Source organism: Amycolatopsis sp. BJA-103, from assembly GCF_002849735.1.
Classification (GTDB): domain Bacteria; phylum Actinomycetota; class Actinomycetes; order Mycobacteriales; family Pseudonocardiaceae; genus Amycolatopsis.
This window is the reverse complement of the sequence record NZ_CP017780.1, coordinates 1-19,038: the sequence shown is the minus strand read 5'-3', so window position 1 is coordinate 19,038 and position 19,038 is coordinate 1. Positions and strand designations below refer to the sequence as shown.

Sequence of the window (19,038 nt, the reverse complement as noted above, 5' to 3'; positions counted from 1 at the left end):
CGGGGTGCTCATCGGTTACCCGTGGGACATCCGCCCCGTCCGCAACCCATTGCGCGGTCTCCGTATATCCACAAAGGACAACCAGGTCGAACACGAGATGATTTCCGGTGCGATCCGGACGACCGCGCGCCCGCACACGCCGCGCCGCTGGTCCGCCTCGTGGGTGAACCTGTCCGATTCGGACGCCCGGTGGCTCAGGTACCTGTACCGCCGTTCCGGTGGGCCGGGCCCGATGGTCGTGATCGACGCCGCGACGCGGAACTTCCAACGCCCAGCGGCGAGTCTCGGCCGCGGCCGACCGGACCAGTGGGCGCCCGGCTCGGGAACGATCGCCGGGCAATCCGACCTATCGAACCTGTGGTCCGGCGGGCTGAACCTCGCCGAGCTGACATGGCGACACCCTGTATGGGGGCGGTGGCCCGTGTCCCCCGGTCTCCTCTTTTCGTTCCGGCACAACGCATCCGCGCCCACGACCGGCGTTGCGTTCTACACCAGGTCGGGCACCTACATGTACAACGTCACGACCCCAAATCAAGAGATCAACGTCTCGCCGCCAGCGGGCGCCGTTTGGGTGCGCCCGTACCTCGTGAAGGCGGGAACGGGCACGCTAACCATCCCGGAGTCCTGCATTCGGTACGGGACGACGATCGGTGCCTCGTGGCGCGAGGGCGAGCACTGCGCAGCCATGACGCTCCGGAACCCGTCGGAAGCGATCCAGGTGCTTCCGCTCCGCGACCTGACGCTCGACCTGCTGGAGATGTGAGATGCAGTTCGAGAACGACGTCGACCTCGCCCGCGCGATCGCCTCCCCCGAGCTGGTGCTTGAGGGCTTACTCGAAGTGGACTGGAACCGCAACGGGCTCTACAACCACAAGTATGCGGACATGTCGTGGCTGACCACACGCGTCACCATCGACGACGGCCCGCTCTCCGGCGGAATGCCGATCGAGGTCAACGACGTGTCGGGCTTCGCATCGTCCCAATTGGACGTCACGTTTGGTGGTGTGCGGTACCTCGACCCGGACGCACAGGCCGCATGGTCGCAGCAACTCGCCGAGCAAGGCCTCACCGCGATCGAGTTCTTCGACCGCTACAACCCGCGAAGCCCGATCAATGGCCTGACGGTCGAGGGCACGCCGATACGGTACGCACGACTCGTCGCCACCGACAGTGGCGAGAAGAAGCTCCAGCAGTTTGAAGGTTGGATTCGCACGCCGGTACTCGACGAACTCGCGCAAACCGTCACCATCACCGCGGGAGACGTCGAGGATCTCGCAGGCGCGCTGCTCACCCTACCGCGGTGGGCAATCGGGCCCGGCCCTTCGTTCGGGCTGGAACCGAATGGGAACGGCGACTATTCGCCGTTACACCCGATCTCCGTCGAGTGGGTCATCGAGGAATGCCTACGGGCGGGTGGCCGTGGTACCGGGCCGATGCCGCGGCCGGACGCGGTTGGCTACTGGACGGTGCACGGGTCGTGGCTTCCGTCGATCGGGCATCTCGGCGGGGTGTATCCCTCGAAGCACACCATCACTTATGACTCTGATTTCAAGTCGTTGAAGTACGGAATCGGCCACAACTGGGCATCTTGGAACGATAACGGGCGCGCGTCCGGCGGCGAAGCGTGGGCGGCCAGCCGTGTCGAAATCCCCTGGCCTGGCAGCGGGGATCCACCTGGATATATCGGAATGGCCGGATGGTTTGAGTCCAATGGTGCCCCGACTGGACCATACTTCCGCGAGTCTGAAATGATTCTTGTACTCGATGACAGCGGAGTAGCCGACCCTGGTCATGTTCGGATGATTGTGGCGAACAACGGTAGAACCGAAGTGCGATTCTACGAGAACCCTGGATCCGGTTCGCCAAACGCGGGCCTATATCGCCGCTGGGAATGGGATAGCAACACCACGGGCGGATGGCACTATCACGCGGCGCATATCACTGTGACCTCTACCTCGATTACGGTGACGCTGCGAATCGATGACGTGGTTAAGGCGTGGACCACGACACCGTCACTAACCGGCGGCTACAGGGAAGCACAGCCGCCGCGCCCTGGTGCCAGCAATAAGATTGTCGCACAAGGCAGGCTGACCCCTTGCCAGCATATGCAGATTTATGCGGGGGATTCGGCAGCAACCTATGACCCGAATCAGAAGCATCCGAAATGGGCACTTGAGGGGAAGCCTGTGCCGTCGGTCCGGACGACCTCGAAGAATCTCGGCTTGACCTGGCTCCCCGATGTGAAGAACCGAAACGCGTGGGAGGTGTTGAAGGAGATCGTCGCTGCGGAATTGGGCACGCTGCACACCGACGAATTCAAACGGATTCATTTTCAGAACGCCGAGGTCGGTTACCTGCCCGCGTACTACGGGGTGGACACGGCACCGAAGCGAACCATTACCCGCGACGAAGTGCAGAACGTTCGAGTTAAGCCGTCGTCGGACCAGTACAGGAACGCTATCGCGATGTCGTGGACAACCACGAAACAAGTCCGCAAAATCGTATGGCAAAATCCTGACGCGCAAAACTACTTCCTCCAAGCGGGGTCCTCGCTGTCCGCCACGGTCTCGATGAGCGACATCGTCGGAATCTACGCAGACGTGGCGTACACAAATGGAACCGCCGCGCCGGCCGACCCGCACCTGTACGGAACACAGCTCTCAGCTTGCCGCGCTGACACGGTCGGCACGGTCGCGCCGTCGGGCTGGTCGGCGAGTGTGGTCTTCGCGGACGACCAGCGAAGCATGGACATATCGATCCTCGGTACGTCGGCACCGATTTACGCCGGGTCTCTGCTTGGCGGCGCGTCGCCAAACTTCACGGTTGGCGGCAACGCCATGGACTCGAAGGCCACTACGCGCGAGATTTTGCAGTCGCCGCCGCAGATCGCCATGCGAGGCGCCGCGCTGCTGGATATCCCGGACAACCCGTGGCGACAGGATGCCTCGACCACGTTCGCGTTGTCCTATATCGCGCTTCTCCAGTGCGTGGACCCGCTGCCACTGCTGGATTCGATCACGATTACGGCGGATCCGCGGCTACAGCTTCGCGACTACGTGCTCGTCGAGGCGGCGTCGGCCACGTACTACTGCCAGATTATCGGGATTCGCCGGTCGGACGGGCCCGACGGCAGCCTCGACACGCTCACGTTGCGGCTCGCCGCCAAGCCGGGCACGTGGGTACTCGACGACCCCGTGCTCTCGATCCTCGACTCGACGACCGTTCTCGCGTAAGGAAACGCCGATGCCAGAAGCAAACTACCCGCTCCGGAACTGGGTGTCCGGTCCCCCGCCCGTCTCGGCGTTCGACATGCAGCAGATCAACACCGGGATTGACGATCTCGACTACCGGCTCGCCAAGATCGAAGACGTCAAGGGCGAAGGCGACTGGACGCTCACCACGACACAGGCTATCCCTGCCAACCAGGACACCCGAATCCTGTTCGGCCTCCAGAACATCCCCCCGGTGGGACTCACGCTCTCGACACAGTCCTACGCCGAGCCCGGCAACATCCACAACGCATCGAAGCTGATTATTACCACCCCGGGCAAGTGGCTGCTCAAGTTCTCGGCCCGCTGGACCAACAGCCCACTCGTTTCGACGGAGCGGTACATCATGATGGGCCCAGCCGCCGGCGGCGCCGTCTACTACGACAAGCAGTCCGCGAGCGGCTACGCGTTCAATCTCTCCGTTACCTGCATGGAGTGGTTCGCAGCGGGCACGGAGATCTGTTGCTTCGCATACAACAGCTCGGCGTCATCGATCGTCCGCGAGGGCGCGTCACTGATCACCGGGCTTAAGGCAACTCAGCTTCGGGCGGCGTAGTCAGGTGCGCGGTGAAAGCGCGCCACTCCCGCCCCGAAAAGGACAGCTCGCCACCTGGGCGGTTCTTCGTGTCGCGGACACGTACCTCGGATCCGAATTTCACCTCGACGCAGTTGCCGTTTTCGCCGGAATAGCTGGAAACGAACCAACCCCGGCGATCGTCACTCATGACGCTTTCTCCCGTCGCGCTATCTCGCGCCTGATCAGATCCACGGATTCCGCCTCGTCGTAGGCGATCTCGTTGACCAGCTCTTTCGCGAGGATCTTGTAATCCGCGACGTCGAGCGGGTCATCGACGAACGAGCCTGTCCTGTGGTGTTCGAGTGCGACGATGGACGGCACGCCGTCGTTGAAATGGTAGAGACTGAATGAACCGAGCAGGTCGCCGTGCCAATCGCCGTCCAGCGGGGCGAGCCGGAGCGTCACGGACCCCATCTCGGCGACCTTCCGCAGGTGCCGAAGCTGTCCGAGCATGACGCCGGGCCCACCGATGTTGCCCTCGATCGCTGGGTGCCCGAGCACAACCGTGTATTTCAGCGGGTCATCTCGCGTGATCGCGTGTTGTCGACCGAGCCGAAGGGTGACCAGGTGCTCGACCGTCGAGGGTTCGGACTTCGGCTTGCTGATGATCGCGCGGGCATACCGCCGATCCTGAATCAGGCCAGGAACGACGAGGGGCGACCACTCGAACATGCCGGTCGCGTTGGCTTCCATCTCCATGACACCGGTGAGTTGATGGGAGACGCCGGTCGGTCCCGGAGTAACCCACGTGCGGCCGCGGGTTTCGGTGCGAGCGAGCTCGAGGATTTCCTCGCGCTCCTTCCCGACGACGCCGATCACGGCGAGCAGTCCGGAGACCTGCTCGGCATCGGGGGACGTGGCGCCGGATGCCCAGCGGCTCACGGTGCTGTGGTTGACGCCGAGCCGTTCGGCAATGGCCCGGATAGTCATTCGCGGGTCGTCAGCCTTGGCCCGATCGAGCTTGGCACGGAGAAGACCGGCGAGCGTCCGGGCCCGCGGGTCTACCGCGGCTACGTCGTTGGTGCGCACCATGCACCAAACCCTATCCGCGCGCTCATGCGCCAACGCTAGCACCGACACCCGATCGGGCCATTGTGTCGCCGGTGCGTAACGGTGCACGCTAACGTGCACCAGATGCACCGTGCACCACTCAGGAGGCAACATGAGCTGCTTGTGGTGGCTGTTACCGCTGATAGTACTTGGTGCAACGCTGCCGCTCGCTCACCGTCTGGTGCGCCCACGCACCAGACGCAAGGACCGGCCGTGCCCCGGATAGGGCCGATCGCTCTCCTGACCGACCTTGACGACGGGCAGCTTCACGCGTTCTCCCTGGCTGCCTACCGCGACGACACCCTCGGCGAACTGGTGTCCGCATGCAGCCCTACGCCTCGCCGTCGCGACCGACTCTCGAACACCGACACCAAGGCGTTCATGTGCACCGCGTGCGCCGTAACCGTCTTAGATGGGGGACCCGATGATCGAGGCTGAAACCCGGCTCAAGCTGCAAAGCGCCCGAAGCGTCATGGTGGCCGTGTCGAACGACGTCTTTCGCGTCTCGCACGGCAACCTGTCCACGACCGACGCCGCGGAAGCCGTCCGCGAGATCGGCATGTCCCTGCACGACACCGGCCAGGGCCTCATGGACGAGGCCGACCGCATGGACGGCTCAATGCCACCTGAGGATCTCTCATGACCGCCGTCCTCCTCGTTGACCTCGGCGCCGTGTTCTTCGAGATCAACGGCGAAACCCACCGCGCACGCCTCGACCGGGTCCCCGCGGACGGCCAGCAGGTTCAAACCCTGTGCGGCGCCATCGCGAAGGTCGAATACCGGGAGCCCGTGAGGCCGATTGTCGGCCAGCCGATCCCGTGGTGCCGTCGATGCAACCACCTCCACGAGGTCGACATCGCGGCAGGTGGCCCGCGACAGGTGGCGCCTCGACGTCCGCCGACACCCCACCCGCGACACGAGATGCGTCGCCAGCTTGGCACCGGGTCGTCATCGTGATGGCCAGTTACGAGGAGTTCCTCGACGACGTCGAGGCGGGCAAGGTCTACATCGGCGGTGTCGGTGTGGGCTCGGATGGCTGGTGGGTACGGACCATCGGCGGGTCTCAGGAACTCAACGACGAGTACCTGAAACACCTCCATACCGCGTACCTCGCCGGCCGCATCGTGATCAGAGGGCCGCAGCTCCACCTCAACCGACCACGTAACAGCGAGAAGGAAGAACAGTGAACGACGCCCCCCGGTTCGACCTCGACGCAATTATCGAGATGGTCGCTTTGACCCGAAGGTTGACCGACCCGCAGACCGTAAGGGCCCAGGCTGTGGCAGTCGAGTTCGCCAAACTGATGCGCGCAGAGCTGCCGCCCGAGCATCTAGAGTCGGCCGGTTTCGCCGTGCTCATGGCCGCCGAGTCTTTGGCGGCATACATGCAGTTCGACAAGCCCAACCGCCTGTATGAGGCCATGACCAGCACCCTCTACTACACCGGGTATGACCTCGTGCGCTGGGCGCGGTCTGGTCAGTCAGGCACCACATGAACGCCCGGTCGGCGCGCTGTCCAGGGATGGGCGTGCCGACCGGGTTACCAACTTGCAAAAAGGAAGGTGCTGCAAAGGCTGACCATGCACTATGGACAGTCCACCCCGGACCGGCACATTCGGTTCGGGGTAAGCGCTTTCCGCAACACCGGTGCGTGCGCCAACCCGGGCGCACACGCACCGGCTGCACGCCGCCCGGGAGTAGGGGCCGGGGATGAACGATGCACCGGACCAGGGCCGACCCGTCTGTACCGTCTGCCACGGCCAGAAGAAGATGTGGGTTACTCGACGCTCGCCGAGCACGGGCCCGGTAACTCGCCGCGAGCTCTGCCCGCGTTGCAAGGGCACTGGCCTTGAGCCGTCCGAGTAGGGCCCGACGCCTAGCGACCCGCGGCGGCATTCCGTCTACGCGCCGCGACGCTCCTCCGCGCGAGCTCGCCGAAGTACGCTTTTCTGGCGCTCGCAGCGGCCAGGGCGCGCGCTTGCGGGGTCATGACGCCGTCCGGGTCGACTTCGCGCTCGAACCGCGCCTCTGCGGCCTCACGGGCGGGCGCGGTGCGCCGCGACCGGTCTGGAGTCTTCGCCCATGACCGGTGCGCGGCGGTCCGCGTCTGGCTGATCTTTTGCTCCGGGGTCATGCCCCGAGTGCACAGCCCCCATGTCACCCGCACAGCGCTAGAGGCGGTCCCCGCGCGCCAACGCCCGGTGGCGGTCGCGAGCCCGCTCGTCGGCCGCTGAGGACCCGTACCACTTCACCATCATGGAACCAGGCGCCCAGCCGCCGAGGCGTTCGAGATCCTGCTCGGACGCGCCATTCGCGAGCAGGTCATGCGCCCACGTGTGGCGCACCTTGTGCGGCCATGTGTCCGGAAGGCCGGCGCGCTCCGCTCGGCGTTTGATCATTTCGTAGACGCCGCTGCCGCTTAGCCGGAACGATCCTCGTGGGTTTGGTCGCGTCGCAACGAACAAGGCAGGTTCTGAGCCGATCTGACGTTGCCCGCGGGCTCGGAGGTACTTTTGGAGCGCAAGCGCGGTCTTGGCGCCGTACGGGATGAGGCGAAAGAGGCCGCCCTTGCCGAGCACCTTGACCTGTTGGTGCCCGCGGTCGACGTCAACAAGGTCGACGCCGCATAGCTCTTTCCGGCGCGTGCCTGTGTCGACCAGCATGCGAATGATCGCGGTATCGCGTCTGGCCACAAAGGACGATCCTGCCGCGGTATCGAGTAACGCGACGAGGTCGTCGTCGGGGATGATTTCAGGCGGTTGCTGTTTCGGGACGGGGAACTCGATCCCATCGATCGGGTTCCCCGTGACGCCGCTGTCTTCTTCCTTGCAGACGTAACGGTAGAAATCGAGCAAGCAGAACAGGCGCATCCGGCGCGTGGCCGCGGTGAGATTGCGCTCGTCCCGGTTGTAAGTGACGTACCTGAGTACGGCTGTCTTGTCTGCGGTCTCGATGTCCTTCTCAGGGCCCCACCACCGAATGAACCGCCCGACCTCCTTGTAGTAGGACTCCTTGGTTTCTTCGCCGATCCGCTCGGTGTGCTTGAGGGCGAGGCGGTACTCCTCGTGCCATTCGGCGCATGTCCCGGTCACCTTAGTTTCCTCCACAACCAACGCTGTGCGAACTGTGCTGGACCAGCACACAGCGCCGTTGTCACCGGAAACCGCAGGTAGGAGGGCCTACCTAGGCAGCGAGGTCAAACGACCTCTGCCACGAAAACCAGTAGTTCCCTAAGGCAGGAGCGCTGTGCGAGTGCTGGTCAGGCCAGTATAGCGGTCAACGCTATGCGGGTAGTTTTCGTGGCAGATGAGCGGACTCATTCGGCGGTCCCGGCACGCTCGGTCACGACCAGCCGGAGCCGCGCTCCCCCGCGCTCGCTCTCGTCCTCTGCCTGCCGCGGGATGAGCGCGGCCGCGGCCGCGGCACCGCCGCCGGCGAGGCTGACGAACTGCCGCTCGACGGGACCGTCCACAATGTCCGCGAGCATCGCCGCGATGGTCGCGGCGATGTCGGCAGAGGGATCGATCCGGAGCACGTGCGTGGCTCTGTCGTACACCGCCTCGTACAGCTCGACAGGCGCGATGACGATGGTTAGGTGCCCCAGGATCTCCAGGGCACCGGGGAGGTACTGCGCAAGATCCGGTGCCATATGGGACAAGTCGGTGACAAACGTCCCATCATTAGCCCTAAAGGGAAGTTATGACCCGTTCGGCGTAAAAAGATTCACTTTTCAACTACGTCGGGTCATGATAAGTCCGTTTGCAGTGATCAGGGCCCTACTTGACCAGCTTCGCCGACCGCTTCGGCTTACCGGTGACGTATCGCTCACCACCAGCCTCGACTTCATCGGCCGTGATCCCCGCCGGCGGCGCGGCTGCCGCTTCGAGCCGTCTGCGCAGCTCAGCGACAAGCTGATCGTCAGTCAGCTTGACCGCCTCGACCGGCCCCCAGTCCCTAGCCTTCGACTCGTCCTCCGTGAGGATGCCGGCGGCGATCAGCACTTCGAGAAGTGGTCGATTGAGGGCATTGGCGACGGCGCGAGCATTGGCGACCGATATTTCGGCACCTTGCTTCCATCGGCCAATGAGTGTCGGGTGCACGTCGGCCGCTCGGCCGAGGTCGGCCTGTGTCCATCCGGCCTTGTCGAGCAGCGCCTGTAGATAGGCACCGAAAGTCGGCTTTTCTCCCCTGGCTGGTCCCATGGAAGGCAATGCTAACTTGCGTGCGCGCACGTTGCTAGCACGCATGCGTGAAACTCCCCTGGTCGGCGCATAAAACGATCAGACGTTCGAAGCGAACGGGGCAAACCTTCACCCACATTGCCGCAACAGCGTGCGCACACGCTGTTGCGTGCGTGCACGCTGACTGTTAACGTGCATGCATGCACAGCAACCCCGCCATCCGAGTCCGGGGGGACTTCGCCGCCAAGGCGGCCGAGCAGGGACACCGCAGCAACCGCGCCATCGCCGAGGTGATCGGCGTCGACCCGTCCACGGTCGGCCGCGTCCTCGCGGACAAGGCCCGACCGTCGAACGAGTTCATCACCGGCGCTGTCTCGCGGCTCGGCTCGTTCGAGGACCTGTTCGAGGTCCGATGACCACCGCTCAGAACGTGAAGAACCCCCACCGCGCCGGGACCAACCAGGCGGCAGGGGTTCAGGAGACGACCACCCCGAAGGGCAACCGATGACCACAGCATACGTGCCTACTGGCACCGAATACGCGGACCTCGTCGAAGCACTCGCCGAGATCGGCGGCCGCCTCGAACCCGCCTCCGACTTCGACTCGCGCGAGTGCGGGTGGAACAGCCTGGAGACCTGCGGCCGTATCGAGTACCGCATTCACCGTGCACCCGCCGAGTCCTCGGGCTACCCGTCCGACGAGATCGAGGTCGGGGCCTGCTGCCTCATCGACGCTTTCCGCGTCGCCAAGTCCGAGCAAGACCCGAACAGCTCCGCAGACCTCCTCGTCGAGCGCCGCGCGAACGGCTGGTGACCGGCATGGGCATCCGCGACAGCTTCCGGCGGGCGAACGAGACCGTCGCCGCCGCGAAGCGCGAGGAGCGCGAACGCGCCGCGGCCGCCGTCGCCCGCGCCAAGACCGCCGCAGAGAAGGCCGCCAAGAACGTCACCCCGAAGACCGCCCCGAAAGGCTGACCATGACCAGCAACGAACTCGCCGTCACAGAGCAGCAGGCCCGCGGCGTCCCCGTCGCGCTCGGCGCGAAGCAGAGCGACTTCGACGCCACGTACCGCCTCGCGAAGAACCTCGCAATGTCCGGCCTGCTCCCCTCCGCAGTGCGCGGCAAGGCCGCCGATGTGCTCGTGATGGTCCTGTACGGACAGGAACTCGGCCTCGCGCCGATGCAGGCAATCAACTCGATCTACGTCGTCGAGGGCCGTCCCGCGATCTCGGTTCATCTGTGGGTCGCGCTCGCCCGCAAGGCCGGGCACAAGGTGCGTATCCCCGAGGAGACCGCGACGTCGTGCACGGTCGAGGTCGAACGATCCGACGACCCCGGGCACCCGACACGCGTCACGTACACCCTCGACCAGGCCAAGACAGCGGGATTGGCGAACCGGAACACCTGGAAATCGCACCCCTCGCAGATGCTCTACGCGCGCGCTGCCTCGACCGCCATCCGCCGCGCCTGCCCCGAGGTCGTGATGGGGTTCGCCGACGAGTACGAGGTCGCACAGCCCGAACCCGAACGCCCGAGCCTTGGGCAAGTCGTCGCCGAGCGGGAAGACCGCGCCGCCGAGCAGCGCGCCGTGGTCGTCGACGCCGAGACCGTCGAGCCGGAACCGGCGGCCGAGGACATCGGCCCGACCGCCGAAGAACTCGCCGAACTCGCCGATGACTTCGCGCGCCCGGCGGCCGCAGAGGCCCTGTTCGACCCGGACGCCGAGCTATGACCGGCCGTCGCGAATGGACGTTCCGAAGCGAGGTCGTCACACCGCACGGAATCCGAGTCGAGGTCGCTGTGTCCGTGCCCACCGATCTCGCCGGGACCGACGTCCTGGAGGTCGCCGAGCACGCGCAGATGGCAGCAACGCGGCTGAACTCGACGCTCCAGCGCGCCGAGAAGTCCGGCCGCGGACGCGTCTTCCGCGAAGAGATCCCGTTCTGATGGCCGCGCCGCTCGCCGAGCAGGAACACACCACCGCCGACCTCCTGCTCGAATGGGACCAGACCCGCCCTCGCTCACGGCAACGCGAGCTGGGCTGGTCCGAGGTCGGCGGATGCCGCCGCCGCGCCGGATACCGCCTCGCCGGTGTCGAGCCGTCGAATCCGGGCGGCAGCGTGCAGGCCGTGTTGGGGACGGCGATTCACGAGGCCGTGCAGCAGCGGTTGAACGAGACCGCGGCCGAGGGCGACCTCGTCGAGTACGAGGTCGTGTTCGCCGGAATCCCCGGCCACCTCGACCGGTACGAGTCCGGGCCTGAGGACTTGATCGACGTCAAGACGACGTCGTCGAGGTGGCTGGAGCACATCAAGACCTGGGGCCCGGACCGGTCACACCTGTGGCAGGTCAACGGATACGCCGCCGCGCTGATCGCGAAGGGCATCCGCGTGCGCCGCATCGTGATCGACTACATCGCACGCGACACCGGCGAGGTCTACCGGTGGATCGGAAAGCCGACCGTCGAGGCCGTGCGGGACGCGCTCGACTGGCTCCGAGAGGTTCGCGACGCCGACCTCGACATGCTCAACCGCGACTACGAGCCCGACGGCCCGTTCTGCGGCCGCTGCCCGTTCCTCGACATCTGCTGGAACGGGTATGTCCCCGACCGCGACCGTCGCTCGGTTCTGTTCGTCGAGGACCCCGACGGCGAGAAGTGGGCCCGGCAGCTCGCCGACGCGCGCGCCGCGATCACGGCCGCGAAGGCGCTCGAAAAGGAGGCCAAGGGCGCGCTCGATGCGTTGCGCCCCAACATTTCCGGGAAGTCCGACATCCTCGACGTCGGGTACGAAAGAGGTCTCCAATGGACGATCACGAACCCCGAACGCCTCGACGGGGACCAGGTCCGCGCCGACTACCGCAAGGCCGGGACGAAACCGCCCGTGACGTCGACGACCTCGACCACACTCAAGCTCGTCAAACTCCCGGACGCCGAGCCGTGACCCCGCGAATCCGCGGGTGCACCGGCAAGAAGAAGTACCCGAACGCGACCGCGGCCGACGACATGCTCGGCCGCATCTGGTCCACCTGCAAACCCGGCCGCCGCCTCGAAACCCGCGCCTACAACTGTGACCACTGTGGACGGTGGCACCTCACCAGCAAACCCCTACAGCACAAAGAAATGGAGCAGGCCGCATGACTGCAATCTCCGTCGACGGCGTCGCCGTCATCGCCGACGAACCGACCGCGTCCGGGATCGTGGACCGCGGCGGGAAGCCCGTCGTGTGGACGCAGACCCGGACGCTTCGCCTCGCTGACGGCCGGACCGTGTACGGCTGCCTGCACTGCGACCGCACGAGCACGAACCCGCTCTCGATCCGGCCGCACCTGTCCGTGCACAGCAGCCGTCCGCGGAAGACCACCAAGGCGGCCGCCGCCCGCGCCGTTGCCGACCTGCCCCTCGGTGACCTTCTCGCCCGCCTCGCCGAGCTGGACCAGCTCACCGCCGACCGCGACACGTGGAAGGCCCGCGCCCAAACCGCCGAGCGAAAGCTCGCGACGCTCCGGAACGCCTTGGGAGGCAACAAGTGACGACACGCACCAAGAAAACCACCCTGCTCGTGCATGAGTTCTTCGCGATGCTCACCGACACGATGCGCACCTCGGGCACCGACAAGACACTCCCGATGCTCTGCGGCGTACTACTCCACACCCCCGCTCGAAGGTCCGTCCTCGTCGCCACCTCGACCGACCGGTTCACGCTCGGCCAGGCACACGCCCCCGCCAACGGCCGCATCCCCGACGTCTGGATCCCGCTCGCCGACGCGAAACGCATCCTCGCCGTCATCAAGGCCGGCGGCCTCGGCGGCGACCTCGCCGTCGCCGTGCACCCAGACCACCGCGTGGTCTTCACCACCGCCACAGTCAGCGCCACCATCACCGGCGACGGCCTTTCCCCCACCTTCCCGCCCATCGGCGAACTGTTCAACGAAGCCGCCGCGAAGCCGACCCGCGAAACGATGCTCAGTCCCGCCTACCTCAAGCGGTTCAGCGAGATCGCCAAGACCCGCGGCCAGTTCCTGACCGTACAAATGCAGGACAGGCACAAGCCCGTCCACATCACGATCGGCGACCGCTACCGCGGGCTGATCATGCCCGTCCGCGCCCCGAAAGCCGAGGCCGCTCCCACCCCCGCGCCCGTGTTTCCCGTCGGACAGCCATTCACGCACCGAGCTGCGCGCACCCGAAAGCAGGCCGCATGACCAACCAACTCGAACTGGCCCTCACCGATCGGCACGCCGGACAAGCCGCGAACCTCGCCGCCGGGCGCAAGCCTTACCGGGACGACAGCGAACGCGTCGAAACCGCCCTTCAACTGCTCATCGCGTCCGGCGCCGAGTTCACGGCCGACGACGTACACCGCGTGATCGAGTTCGACCAGTCCGGCGCCAAGTACGACCGGAACCTCGTCTCGTCCGCGATCGGCCACGCCGCCAAGAACGGCGACATCGTCCGCGAAGACACCCGCGTCAGCGCGAGTAGATCCCGGCACGCGAGCCGCAACGGCGTCTGGAGACGCGCACCCCGTGCCACACCCGACACACCATCACCACGCACCGGCAACTGATCACGACCCCACCGCGGGCCGCGCCATCACGACCGGGCGCGGCCCGCACTGCGCTCCGAAAGGCACCACCATGTCCGACACCCCAAGCGCCTCAACCCCACGACTTCGCGACCTCGCCCACTGTCCCCAAACCCTGCCTGGCAACCCCGGATCCCGCTCCTACCAAGGAAACACGGACGCCCTCGAACTCATCACCGACGTCCGAGAACTCGACGTCCGCGAGATCTGGGGCCGCCTCAACCGATGGGGCAAGGAAACCCCCGAACGCCTCATCGCCGCCATCGTCTCACTCGCCGCCTACGCCGACCCCGACCAAATCACCACCGAGCCGCCCGAATGGACACTCAGCATCGGCGGCATCCGGGCACTCCACCCCGATCACGAGACCCTGCCCGAGAACTGCCTCCCCAACACCAAGAGCGAAACCTCGGCCGCCATCGACCGTCTCATCGTCGCCGGCCTCACCACGCGCGCCATCGCCGAACGTGTCGGCGTCACCAAGCGCACCGTCGAGAAACGCCGCCAGTCCATCCGCGAGAAGATCCGCACCAACGAGGCCACCCTCGCGCGACGCACGGCGAGAGAGGCCGCCGCGTGATCGTCGACCTCTTCGCGGGCCCTGGAGGCTGGGACACCGGCGCCCGCCTCGCCGGACACGACGGCCCGCTCATCGGCATTGAATGGGATGACGCCGCCTGCCGCACCGCAACCGCCGCCGGGCATCCCCGAATCCGCGCCGACGTTTCGACTTTCGACCCGAGCGCGTTCGCGGACCTCGCCGACGGACTGCTCGCCTCCCCACCTTGCCAAGCGTGGTCATCCGCAGGCGACCGCAAGGGAGAACTCGACCGGCAGAAGGTCTACGAGCGCATCGCGGCATTCGCAAGCGCCGAGAACCCGACGTCGTCGACTGGGCCGACGACCGGTCACACCTCACCGCCGAACCCATGCGATGGGCCGTCGCGCTCCGTCCACGATGGATCGCGTGCGAACAGGTCCCGACCGTACTGCCACTCTGGCAGTACGTCGCCGAGTTGCTGCGCAAGCACGGGTACCGGGCGTGGGCGGGCGTGCTCTCGGCCGAAGAGTACGGCGTGCCTCAGACCCGCAAGCGGGCAATCCTCATCGCCCGCCGCGACGGCCTGCCGGTCGGTCCTCCCCCGGCCACCCACCAGGCGTACCGGGCCGGCGAGACGCCCAGCGCCGCGCCGGACCTCTTCGGCGACCTGCTCCCGCCGCCCGTGTCGATGGCCGACGCTCTCGGGTGGCCCGCCGACACGGTCGCGGTGTCGAACTACGGACCGGCGGCAACCCGCAGGACCGCGGGCAGCGAACCGGGCTCGAACCCGCGGCCACGATCACCAGCAAGATCGACCGCGTCAAGATCTACACCGGCAACAACAGCCGCGTCGGCCGCGGCGCGACCGTCGACTACAGCCGCGGAACCAGCGCGCCCGCGCCGACGCTCACCGGCAACGTGAATCGTTGGACTCTCCGAAACAGCGATCAACCCGCCGAATGGGTACACAGCAGGCCCGCCACCACGGTGCAAGGCGACCCGCGCATCGGCCGGCCCGGCCACAAAAACCGCTCCAGCGGCGGCGAATCCCAGTTCGATCAGGACAGCGTCCGCGTCTCCGTCGACGAGGCCGCCCGCCTCCAGTCCTTCCCCGCTGGCTACCCGTGGCAGGGCACCCGAACCGAGCAGTACCGGCAGGTAGGCGACGCCGTGCCGCCGCTGCTCGCCGCCGCCATCCTCCGCACCCTCATGCCGTCCGCGGTGGAAGGGGTCGCCGCGTGATCCGCACGACTGCCCGCCGAGCCCGCACGCCGCACCGCTGCTGCGACGTGACCCACCGACAGCCGTGTATCCAGCCCGGCACCGTCTACCTCGAACACGTCGCCGCACCGGACCACGACGACATCGGCAACACCGGCTGGTGGCGCCAGCCCGAATGCGCCGACGACGCCAGGGCCTACCAGCGCGGCCACCTCATCGACGCCAGGGAGGCACGACCTTGACCACCCGCACCACCGCGCGACCGCTCGACCTCCGCGAGTTCGTCCGGATCTCCGTGGACATCTACGACAACCCCAAGATCGTCGCCCTCGACGACCCCGCCGCCGCATGGGCCTACATCGTCGCCGTCGCCTACGCCGGGAAGAACACCACCGACGGCATCGTGCCCCTGAAAGTCGTCGCTCGGGCTCGCCGGAGTCTCGATGCAAAAAGTGCGGAAACTCGTCGCCGTCGGGCTGCTGCACGAGCCCGGCCACGCATGCGAAAAGTGCCCCGAAATCCCGAAGCTACAGGCATGCGTCCACGACTACCTCCAGCACCAACGATCCAAGGCCGACGCCGACGAACAACGCAGGTCAGCCGCCGAACGAGGCCGGAAGGGCGCCGCCAAAAGGTGGCAGCAACCGGCCGTGAACCCCCCGAAAACCGCGCCGAAGACCGATAGCAACAGCCATAGCCCCAGCCATGGCACCAGCGATGGCAAATACATGGCAGAGGTAGAGGAAGAAAGAACTAACCACCTTTCCGAGGCCCCTTACGTACCCACCACGCGCGAAAGCAACAACGAGCTGAACCGGCCCGCTACGGGTCCCGCCCCCTCGGGGCCCCGCAGCACCCAGGCATACCGCCTCGTCTCGAACACCATCGGACACCGGATCCCCAGCGCCACCCGATCAGCCCTCGCGTTCGAGGTCGTGCAACTCCTCGCCGAATTCGACGAACCCACCATCGGCGCCGCCCTCCAACTCTGGAACCAGAAAACCGGCATCGGCCCGAAGATCCTCCCCTCACTCGTCGCCGACATCGTCAAAGAACAAGCCGGAGCCGGGGCGACCCTCGACGCGGGCGGACGCGCATCGAGGCCGCCGTCGGGGCGTGGTGCGAAGGTTCGCGGGTGGCTGGAGCTTGGCGCGGGTGATGGCGCGGTGATGCCCGCTCAGCGCCCGTTCGGCGGCTCGCTGGTGGATGCACCGTTCCTCACGATCGAGGCCGGGGGCGAGTCGTGAACCGGCAGGAGGTGACGGCACTACTGGCGTCGGCGTCGGCCGTCGACCAGTACGCGCCGCAGCCGGATGAGCTCGTGTTGCGGATCTGGGAATCGATGCTCGCGGACATCCGGCTGAGGCCGCGGAGAAGGCGCTCGTAGCGCACTACCGGGAAACATCGAAGACGATCACTCCGGCTGACATTGCCGGGTGGTATCGGAACCGGCGCCGGTACGCGTCGCCGACGAGGAAGGCGCCGCCGGCGGATCCGGAGACGATTCGGAACGGGGTCGACAGGGTATTCACCGCGCTTGCGGCGAAGAAGGCGATCTCGGCGGCCGAGCGAACCGGGACCGAGGTTGACCTCGTCGAGGTCGGGTACGTGGTCGAGGCGGATGTCGCGGCGCGTCGGTCGGTGCGGTCGGTGCCGTGCCGTCACTGCCATTCTCCGGCGTTCTCGCCGTGCACGTCGAACGGGAAGCCTCTGACGAAGAGTCCTGCTCATCCCGTTCGGGTGGATGACGCGTTCGCCGCGATGGCCGCTTCTGCGACCTGACTATTGCGTGCATGCACGCTGACTGTTAACGTGCATGCATGCACCGCACGGGCGGTGACACAGCAAAGGGAGACGACATGACCGACAGCGGATTGACCACCCGCACCGACACCGTGGGCGCGAGCCGCACGGCGCCGGAAACCGAAACTCTCGCCGAAGATGGCCGCCGTGATGCGGGCCGCACAGATGGACGACGACGGCGAGCTCAACGTCGCTTGGGGCGTCAAGTGGCCGGGGCACGGGACGCTGAACAGCCTCAAACGACGCGGCCTGATCAACGACAAGCACCAGCTCACCGCGAATGGCCGCCGCTGGTTCAACTCGAACGTCAAACGGGAACGCCGTTCGAGCACCGCTGGGGGACGCTGATGTTCACCCTCGAAGACTTGACCGCGATCACCGACGCCGAGCTTCGCGACCAGCTCGACGACGCGCTTCTCGCCGAGCACGAGCCCGTCGACGACATGACCACCGACGTCGAGTACCGCGAGAACCTGCCCGCCCTGATCCGCATACTCATGGACGAGACCCACGAGCGTGCGCTCGTCGAGGCTCGGAAGCACCTGACCGCGCTCGACCGCGCCGAGGCCGTTCTCGCCCACGTCCACAAACACGGGCTGCACAAGCACCTTTCGGGCATCAACGTTGGCCACAGGGCACGCGTGCAGCTCTTCGAGCCGCAGGGCGAGAGCGCGATCGGGGCGCTTCGCCCGTGGATCGTCAGCCTGGGCGCCGAGACCGTCGACGTGGTCAAGCACGACGACGTGTACCTGCTCTCGGCCGCCGGAACGATTGGCCAGGAGCTTCCGTTCTCCGTCGTTGCCATTACCCGCGAGGCCGAAACTGCCGCGCTCGACAAGGTGATCGAGAAGTACACGCAGTCGCTCCGCAAGTTCCCCATCCGGCTGCTCGACGCGTGCGAGCGGCCGATCCCCCGCGACCACATCCCCTCGGCGGACTGCTGGTGCGAGCCGACGTTCGACCAGGGCGGCCAGTTCTTCAAGCACCCGACCAAGGACGGACTCCCGGCCGTGTTCGAGCCGCCGATCGTGCCGGGCGCCGAGCAGGACGCCGACGGCTACGCCCGCGAGGACCACCGGTGACCGCCCGCGGAATTCCGCAAGGACGAGATCCTGACCCTCAGGGGCGGCGACACCTGGCGTGTCGACCAGGTGTACCCCAACAACGCCGGCCGCGTCCTCGTCGGCCTCGTCAATCCGTTCAACCCGAACCACGGGACCGCGTTCTATGCCGACGCGCTCCCCAGCTGCCTCGCCGAGCGGCCCGTACCGCCGCCGCTCACCCCGACCATGCCGCCCTGCTCCGTGTGCGGCGAAGAGACCGAGTGCGACGCGGACGGCTTCCGCTGCACGGCGTGCCGCTGCACGTGGCACGTCGTCGGTGACGAGCCCGGCGGCTGGGACGACTTCCAGGCGACACAGTGCACGTCGGTGATCCGGCCGTTCGCGGACTTCACCGGCGACCGGTATCGGGCCATCCGCGGCACCACCTACCGGTGCGTGCTCGACGCCGACCACGAGGGCGATTTACACCAGGGCCTCGACTACCACTGGTCGTGGCGCGACAACGACGAGCGCGCCATCCCCGCCGAGAAGCCCGTCGAGGCCACATCGTGAAGCCCTGGCAGTGGTGGGCGCGACGTTTCGGCGTCGCGCTCGCCCTCGCCGGCCTCGTCCTCATCCTCTTCTCTCTCGTCCTTGGAGGCATCTCGTGACCGTCCGCATTGGACACAAGCCCGCCGCGCCCCGGCGCGACCGCGCGCACGTGGACGTGGCTTCTCGCCCACGACCACGACCTCGAAGTCATCGCACG

At 66.6% G+C, this 19,038-nt stretch carries 31 protein-coding genes and 2 pseudogenes; 28 read left to right on the top strand and 5 right to left on the bottom strand.

Translation table 11 applies throughout. The features are described 5' to 3' along the window. Positions 1-4 precede the first annotated feature (4 nt). From BKN51_RS00140 to BKN51_RS00130, 3 genes are read left to right on the top strand one after another with little or no spacing between them, the layout of a single operon-like run. Positions 5-763 (top strand): hypothetical protein, encoded by a 759-nt coding sequence (locus BKN51_RS00140; protein ID WP_101605662.1) that lies wholly within the window; start codon positions 5-7, stop codon positions 761-763. 1 nt (position 764) lies between these two features. Beyond that, positions 765-3,233, top strand: a complete 2,469-nt coding sequence (locus tag BKN51_RS00135; protein WP_101605661.1) for a hypothetical protein — start codon at positions 765-767, stop codon at positions 3,231-3,233. Positions 3,234-3,243: 10 nt separating this feature from the next. Continuing rightward, positions 3,244-3,825, top strand: a complete 582-nt coding sequence (locus tag BKN51_RS00130) for a hypothetical protein (protein ID WP_101605660.1) — start codon at positions 3,244-3,246, stop codon at positions 3,823-3,825. Here BKN51_RS00130 and BKN51_RS00125 read toward each other — a convergent pair. Both BKN51_RS00125 and BKN51_RS00120 read right to left on the bottom strand, forming a co-directional pair. Further along, a complete protein-coding gene (locus BKN51_RS00125) occupies positions 3,797-3,994 on the bottom strand; it encodes a DUF397 domain-containing protein (RefSeq protein ID WP_101605659.1) in 198 nt (65 codons plus the stop codon). The genes BKN51_RS00130 and BKN51_RS00125 overlap by 29 nt on opposite strands. Beyond that, positions 3,991-4,878 carry a helix-turn-helix domain-containing protein gene (locus BKN51_RS00120; protein ID WP_101605658.1) on the bottom strand — a complete coding sequence of 296 codons (888 nt, stop codon included), beginning with the start codon at positions 4,876-4,878 and terminating at the stop codon, positions 3,991-3,993. The genes BKN51_RS00125 and BKN51_RS00120 overlap by 4 nt, the downstream gene beginning before the upstream one ends. A 442-nt stretch (positions 4,879-5,320) precedes the next feature. Here BKN51_RS00120 and BKN51_RS00115 point away from each other — a divergent pair, with 442 nt between their 5' ends. Genes BKN51_RS00115 through BKN51_RS00100 form a run of 4 tightly spaced genes read left to right on the top strand, consistent with a single transcriptional unit; the run spans position 5,321 to position 6,391 of the window. Beyond that, positions 5,321-5,539: a hypothetical protein gene (locus BKN51_RS00115; protein WP_146044459.1), complete on the top strand. Its 219-nt coding sequence runs from the start codon at positions 5,321-5,323 to the stop codon at positions 5,537-5,539. Beyond that, on the top strand, positions 5,536-5,853 hold the full coding sequence (locus BKN51_RS00110; protein WP_101605656.1) for a hypothetical protein: 318 nt from the start codon (positions 5,536-5,538) through the stop codon (positions 5,851-5,853). Before BKN51_RS00115 ends, BKN51_RS00110 begins: the two co-directional genes overlap by 4 nt. Beyond that, positions 5,850-6,083 carry a hypothetical protein gene (locus tag BKN51_RS00105; RefSeq protein WP_158255860.1) on the top strand — a complete coding sequence of 78 codons (234 nt, stop codon included), beginning with the start codon at positions 5,850-5,852 and terminating at the stop codon, positions 6,081-6,083. The genes BKN51_RS00110 and BKN51_RS00105 overlap by 4 nt, the downstream gene beginning before the upstream one ends. Next, positions 6,080-6,391, top strand: a complete 312-nt coding sequence (locus tag BKN51_RS00100; RefSeq protein WP_101605654.1) for a hypothetical protein — start codon at positions 6,080-6,082, stop codon at positions 6,389-6,391. Before BKN51_RS00105 ends, BKN51_RS00100 begins: the two co-directional genes overlap by 4 nt. 675 nt (positions 6,392-7,066) lie before the next feature. On the opposite strand, the gene BKN51_RS00090 is transcribed toward BKN51_RS00100, so the two are convergent. From BKN51_RS00090 to BKN51_RS00080, 3 genes are all read right to left on the bottom strand, one after another. After that, positions 7,067-7,987, bottom strand: coding sequence for a tyrosine-type recombinase/integrase (locus tag BKN51_RS00090; protein ID WP_158255859.1), 921 nt, complete (start codon positions 7,985-7,987; stop codon positions 7,067-7,069). A 224-nt stretch (positions 7,988-8,211) separates the two neighbouring features. Further along, positions 8,212-8,544, bottom strand: coding sequence for a hypothetical protein (locus tag BKN51_RS00085; protein ID WP_101605651.1), 333 nt, complete (start codon positions 8,542-8,544; stop codon positions 8,212-8,214). A gap of 127 nt (positions 8,545-8,671) precedes the next feature. Continuing rightward, positions 8,672-9,097 (bottom strand): helix-turn-helix domain-containing protein, encoded by a 426-nt coding sequence (locus tag BKN51_RS00080; RefSeq protein WP_158255847.1) that lies wholly within the window; start codon positions 9,095-9,097, stop codon positions 8,672-8,674. Between the two features lie 179 nt (positions 9,098-9,276). Here BKN51_RS00080 and BKN51_RS00075 point away from each other — a divergent pair, with 179 nt between their 5' ends. From BKN51_RS00075 to BKN51_RS00005, 21 genes and pseudogenes are all read left to right on the top strand, one after another. Then, complete coding sequence (locus BKN51_RS00075) at positions 9,277-9,492, top strand: helix-turn-helix domain-containing protein (RefSeq protein ID WP_101605649.1); 216 nt, start codon at positions 9,277-9,279, stop codon at positions 9,490-9,492. Between the two features lie 88 nt (positions 9,493-9,580). Further along, positions 9,581-9,889 carry a hypothetical protein gene (locus tag BKN51_RS00070; RefSeq protein WP_101605648.1) on the top strand — a complete coding sequence of 103 codons (309 nt, stop codon included), beginning with the start codon at positions 9,581-9,583 and terminating at the stop codon, positions 9,887-9,889. A 5-nt stretch (positions 9,890-9,894) separates the two neighbouring features. Beyond that, positions 9,895-10,050 carry a hypothetical protein gene (locus tag BKN51_RS42880; RefSeq protein ID WP_158255846.1) on the top strand — a complete coding sequence of 52 codons (156 nt, stop codon included), beginning with the start codon at positions 9,895-9,897 and terminating at the stop codon, positions 10,048-10,050. Positions 10,051-10,052: 2 nt separating this feature from the next. After that, positions 10,053-10,808, top strand: a complete 756-nt coding sequence (locus tag BKN51_RS00065; RefSeq protein WP_101605647.1) for a hypothetical protein — start codon at positions 10,053-10,055, stop codon at positions 10,806-10,808. Between the two features lie 74 nt (positions 10,809-10,882). Then, on the top strand, positions 10,883-11,023 hold the full coding sequence (locus tag BKN51_RS42875; RefSeq protein ID WP_158255845.1) for a hypothetical protein: 141 nt from the start codon (positions 10,883-10,885) through the stop codon (positions 11,021-11,023). Then, positions 11,023-12,018: a PD-(D/E)XK nuclease family protein gene (locus tag BKN51_RS00055; RefSeq protein ID WP_101605645.1), complete on the top strand. Its 996-nt coding sequence runs from the start codon at positions 11,023-11,025 to the stop codon at positions 12,016-12,018. Before BKN51_RS42875 ends, BKN51_RS00055 begins: the two co-directional genes overlap by 1 nt. Next, on the top strand, positions 12,015-12,215 hold the full coding sequence (locus BKN51_RS00050) for a hypothetical protein (RefSeq protein WP_101605644.1): 201 nt from the start codon (positions 12,015-12,017) through the stop codon (positions 12,213-12,215). The genes BKN51_RS00055 and BKN51_RS00050 overlap by 4 nt, the downstream gene beginning before the upstream one ends. Beyond that, positions 12,212-12,607, top strand: a complete 396-nt coding sequence (locus BKN51_RS00045; protein ID WP_101605643.1) for a hypothetical protein — start codon at positions 12,212-12,214, stop codon at positions 12,605-12,607. Before BKN51_RS00050 ends, BKN51_RS00045 begins: the two co-directional genes overlap by 4 nt. After that, positions 12,604-13,278: a hypothetical protein gene (locus BKN51_RS00040; protein WP_101605642.1), complete on the top strand. Its 675-nt coding sequence runs from the start codon at positions 12,604-12,606 to the stop codon at positions 13,276-13,278. Before BKN51_RS00045 ends, BKN51_RS00040 begins: the two co-directional genes overlap by 4 nt. Next, positions 13,275-13,643, top strand: coding sequence for a hypothetical protein (locus tag BKN51_RS00035; RefSeq protein ID WP_101605641.1), 369 nt, complete (start codon positions 13,275-13,277; stop codon positions 13,641-13,643). Before BKN51_RS00040 ends, BKN51_RS00035 begins: the two co-directional genes overlap by 4 nt. 70 nt (positions 13,644-13,713) lie before the next feature. Further along, a complete protein-coding gene (locus BKN51_RS42870) occupies positions 13,714-14,241 on the top strand; it encodes a LuxR C-terminal-related transcriptional regulator (protein WP_146044440.1) in 528 nt (175 codons plus the stop codon). Continuing rightward, positions 14,238-14,447, top strand: a pseudogene (locus tag BKN51_RS44040) (DNA cytosine methyltransferase); the annotation flags it as partial. The gene BKN51_RS42870 and the pseudogene BKN51_RS44040, both read left to right, overlap by 4 nt. 143 nt (positions 14,448-14,590) lie before the next feature. Beyond that, positions 14,591-14,767: pseudogene (locus BKN51_RS44035) on the top strand (DNA cytosine methyltransferase); the annotation flags it as partial. 140 nt (positions 14,768-14,907) lie between these two features. Then, entirely contained in the window at positions 14,908-15,444 is a 537-nt protein-coding gene (locus BKN51_RS44030; protein WP_236781094.1) for a DNA cytosine methyltransferase, read from the top strand. After that, positions 15,441-15,665, top strand: coding sequence for a hypothetical protein (locus BKN51_RS43430; protein WP_101605702.1), 225 nt, complete (start codon positions 15,441-15,443; stop codon positions 15,663-15,665). Before BKN51_RS44030 ends, BKN51_RS43430 begins: the two co-directional genes overlap by 4 nt. A gap of 201 nt (positions 15,666-15,866) precedes the next feature. Beyond that, positions 15,867-16,670: a hypothetical protein gene (locus tag BKN51_RS42860; protein WP_158306844.1), complete on the top strand. Its 804-nt coding sequence runs from the start codon at positions 15,867-15,869 to the stop codon at positions 16,668-16,670. Next, positions 16,667-16,810 carry a hypothetical protein gene (locus BKN51_RS42855; RefSeq protein ID WP_158306843.1) on the top strand — a complete coding sequence of 48 codons (144 nt, stop codon included), beginning with the start codon at positions 16,667-16,669 and terminating at the stop codon, positions 16,808-16,810. The genes BKN51_RS42860 and BKN51_RS42855 overlap by 4 nt, the downstream gene beginning before the upstream one ends. 221 nt (positions 16,811-17,031) lie before the next feature. Next, complete coding sequence (locus BKN51_RS44850; RefSeq protein ID WP_442857693.1) at positions 17,032-17,205, top strand: zinc finger domain-containing protein; 174 nt, start codon at positions 17,032-17,034, stop codon at positions 17,203-17,205. A 159-nt stretch (positions 17,206-17,364) separates the two neighbouring features. Beyond that, the gene (locus BKN51_RS00015) at positions 17,365-17,574 is read left to right on the top strand and encodes a hypothetical protein (RefSeq protein ID WP_101605638.1); all 210 of its coding nucleotides are present in this window, start codon (positions 17,365-17,367) and stop codon (positions 17,572-17,574) included. Continuing rightward, entirely contained in the window at positions 17,574-18,308 is a 735-nt protein-coding gene (locus BKN51_RS00010) for a hypothetical protein (RefSeq protein ID WP_101605637.1), read from the top strand. Before BKN51_RS00015 ends, BKN51_RS00010 begins: the two co-directional genes overlap by 1 nt. Before the next feature lie 69 nt (positions 18,309-18,377). Continuing rightward, a complete protein-coding gene (locus BKN51_RS00005; protein WP_101605636.1) occupies positions 18,378-18,842 on the top strand; it encodes a hypothetical protein in 465 nt (154 codons plus the stop codon). The last annotated feature ends 196 nt before the right edge of the window (positions 18,843-19,038 follow it).